Source organism: Wohlfahrtiimonas larvae, assembly GCF_002006755.1.
GTDB classification, from domain to species: domain Bacteria; phylum Pseudomonadota; class Gammaproteobacteria; order Cardiobacteriales; family Wohlfahrtiimonadaceae; genus Wohlfahrtiimonas; species Wohlfahrtiimonas larvae.
The window spans coordinates 1-2,722 of sequence record NZ_MVDO01000222.1 but is presented as its reverse complement, the minus strand read 5'-3'; the positions used below and the strand labels follow the sequence as shown (position 1 = coordinate 2,722).

Annotated in this window: 2 protein-coding genes; both read left to right on the top strand. The window is 37.8% G+C overall.

The window, feature by feature from the left end; all coding sequences use genetic code 11:
• The first annotated feature begins 90 nt into the window (after positions 1 to 90).
• On the top strand, positions 91 to 1,668 hold the full coding sequence (gene ftsY / locus BZK14_RS11540) for a signal recognition particle-docking protein FtsY (RefSeq protein WP_171973717.1): 1,578 nt from the start codon (positions 91 to 93) through the stop codon (positions 1,666 to 1,668).
• A gap of 27 nt (positions 1,669 to 1,695) precedes the next feature.
• The coding region (locus BZK14_RS11535; RefSeq protein WP_077926625.1) for a lytic transglycosylase domain-containing protein at positions 1,696 to 2,722 on the top strand (1,027 nt) is incomplete at its 3' end.

The window sequence follows — 2,722 nt, the reverse complement described above, 5'->3', positions numbered from 1 at the left end:
AACACTTGTTCTCTATTAAGCATAGACACTAAATTTTTGATAAAATGGCAGTCATTTAATTTACCCTAATTTTGGTTGAAGGTTATAGGCATGTCAGAAAAGAAAGGCTCATGGTTTTCTCGTCTTTTTAAATCAGATAAGAAAGTAGAAGAAGCACCGAAGGTTGAAGAGGTTGTAGAAAACGTTGTTGAAGAGCCTGGGGCTACGGATGACATTGCTGTTGAATCAGCTGCATTGGTTGAAATGGTTCAACAAGAAACAATTGCAGAGGTGGAAAAAGAAGAAGTTCTTGAAGCCGTTGCTGAATCTGTTGTGGAAGAAAAAGTAGCACAACATGACGCACTGATTGAATCAGTGCCTGAAGAAATTGCTGAAGTTAAGCAAACAGAAGATGATATTGAAGAGTTATTGGTTAAAAAAAACGTAGCAGAAGAACCTAAAGCACCAGAACTTAAAGAAGAAATTTCAGAGCAAGCAGCAATCTTAGAAGAAACTGTTGTAGAACCTGTGATTGCATTACAAGAAAATCATAAAGAAACAATCGCAGAAATTGAACAAGAAGAGATTCTTGAAGCTGTTGCTGAATCAGTTGTTGAAGAAAAAATTGAACAACAAGAAGTAGCTATTGAATCTGTACCTGAAACCATTGAAGATGTGAAATCTGTTGAAGAAAACATTGAAGCAGCAATCGAAGAGCCTGTATTCACAGAAGTTCATCAAGAAAAACCAAAGACAGGATTTTTTGCTCGATTAAAAGAGCGTTTAGGGAAAACACGCGATGGCATTACATCAGGCTTGGCTGATTTATTCGTTGGCAAAAAGCAAATTGATGATGATATTTTAGAAGAATTAGAAACACGTTTATTAATGGCAGATGTTGGCGTAGAAGTGACGCAAAAGTTAATTAAAAACATCACAGAAGAAGTCTCTCGTAAGAATTTATCTAACGTGGATGAGTTATTAGCATTGCTGAATCGTGAAATGGTTGAGATTTTAAAACCAGTAGAACAGCCATTGATCGCGAATAATGATGAACATCAAACGTATGTAATACTAATGGTGGGAGTCAATGGTGTTGGTAAAACAACTACGATCGGTAAATTAGCTAAGAAATTCCAAATGGAAGGCAAAAGCGTCATGTTGGCGGCAGGTGATACATTCCGTGCTGCGGCTGTTGAGCAATTAAAAGTTTGGGGGGAGCGCAATAATGTATCTGTGGTTGCTCAAAAAGAAGGATCTGATCCTGCATCTGTTATTTTTGATGCGATGGAATCAGCTCGTGCACGAAAAGTAGATGTATTGATTGCAGATACAGCAGGACGGTTACATACACAAGCAGGTTTGATGCAAGAATTGGCTAAAATTCATCGTGTTATGAAACGTGTAGATGAAACAGCACCGCATGAGGTAATGTTAGTTGTAGATGCATCTACTGGGCAGAATGCTTTGAATCAAGCAACACAATTTAATGAGATTGTACCGTTGTCAGGTATTACATTTACTAAATTAGATGGAACAGCGAAGGGTGGTATTATTTTTGCAATTGCTGATAAATTAAAAATCCCTGTTCGTTTTATTGGTGTTGGAGAAGCGATTGAAGATTTGCGCCCATTTGAAGCTGAAAGTTTCGTGTCTGCCATTGTAGATCAAGCAAATTCACCAAAGTAAAGAATGCCACATGATAGAGAGCGTTTCATGAAAAAAATTATTCAACGTTTAACCATTTTGGGTATCGTTATTTTAGCGGGGTGTTCATCGCAATCGACTCAGTTTCCAGAGCCAAAATCTATGAAGCCAATGGTAAGTTTTTGGGAAAGAGTTTATAGCGAGTGGGATGAAAATCAGGCTGTATATCATGATAATCGTTACTTAGATGTTATTTATGAAGTTGTAGATGTTTCTAATTTTAATCGTCGAAGTGTTTTGCGTAGTCATGAAGATGTGTTACGTGAACGTCTAACTGATATGGTGGATAGTTATACAACAAAACGAGCACTGACATCTGAGCAGAAAAAATGGATTGCTATGCTCAAGAAAGCAGGTGGGGAGAAAGCCATTTATGAAGCGCCTGATAGATTGCGCTATCAAACAGGTTTAAAAAATCGTTTTCGTAGAGGTTTAGAAATCAGCGGTTATTATATGCCTGAATTTAAGAAAATAATGAAGCGCAATAATGTCCCTGTAGAAATAGCATATTTACCACATGTGGAATCATCTTTTCAACAGACAGCTTATTCTTCTGTAGGAGCATCTGGAATGTGGCAGTTTATGCCATCTACTGCTCGTAGTTATTTACCAATGAAACGAAATATCATAGATGGACGATTAGACCCATTTATGGCAGCGGAGGGTGCTGCAAATTATTTACGTGAAGCGCATGATCGAGTACAAGAGTGGCCGCTAGCATTGACAGGATATAATCATGGTGTTGGCGGAATGATGCGTGCTAAGAATGAAATTGGCTCTGATATTGGCCGAATTGTATGGGAATATGATGGGCCAAGATTTGGCTTCGCATCTCGTAATTTCTATGCGGAATTTTTAGCTGCTAAACATGTAGCAGAAAATGGCAGCAGTTATTTTCCAGGCTTAGTGCATAAAGCGCCTAGAAAAGTGGATGGTATTACATTAGCTAAACCAATGAAAGTTCGTGATTTAGCTAATATTTTGATGGTTTCAGAAATGACTTTGATTGAATTGAATCCTGCATGGTTACAAAGTG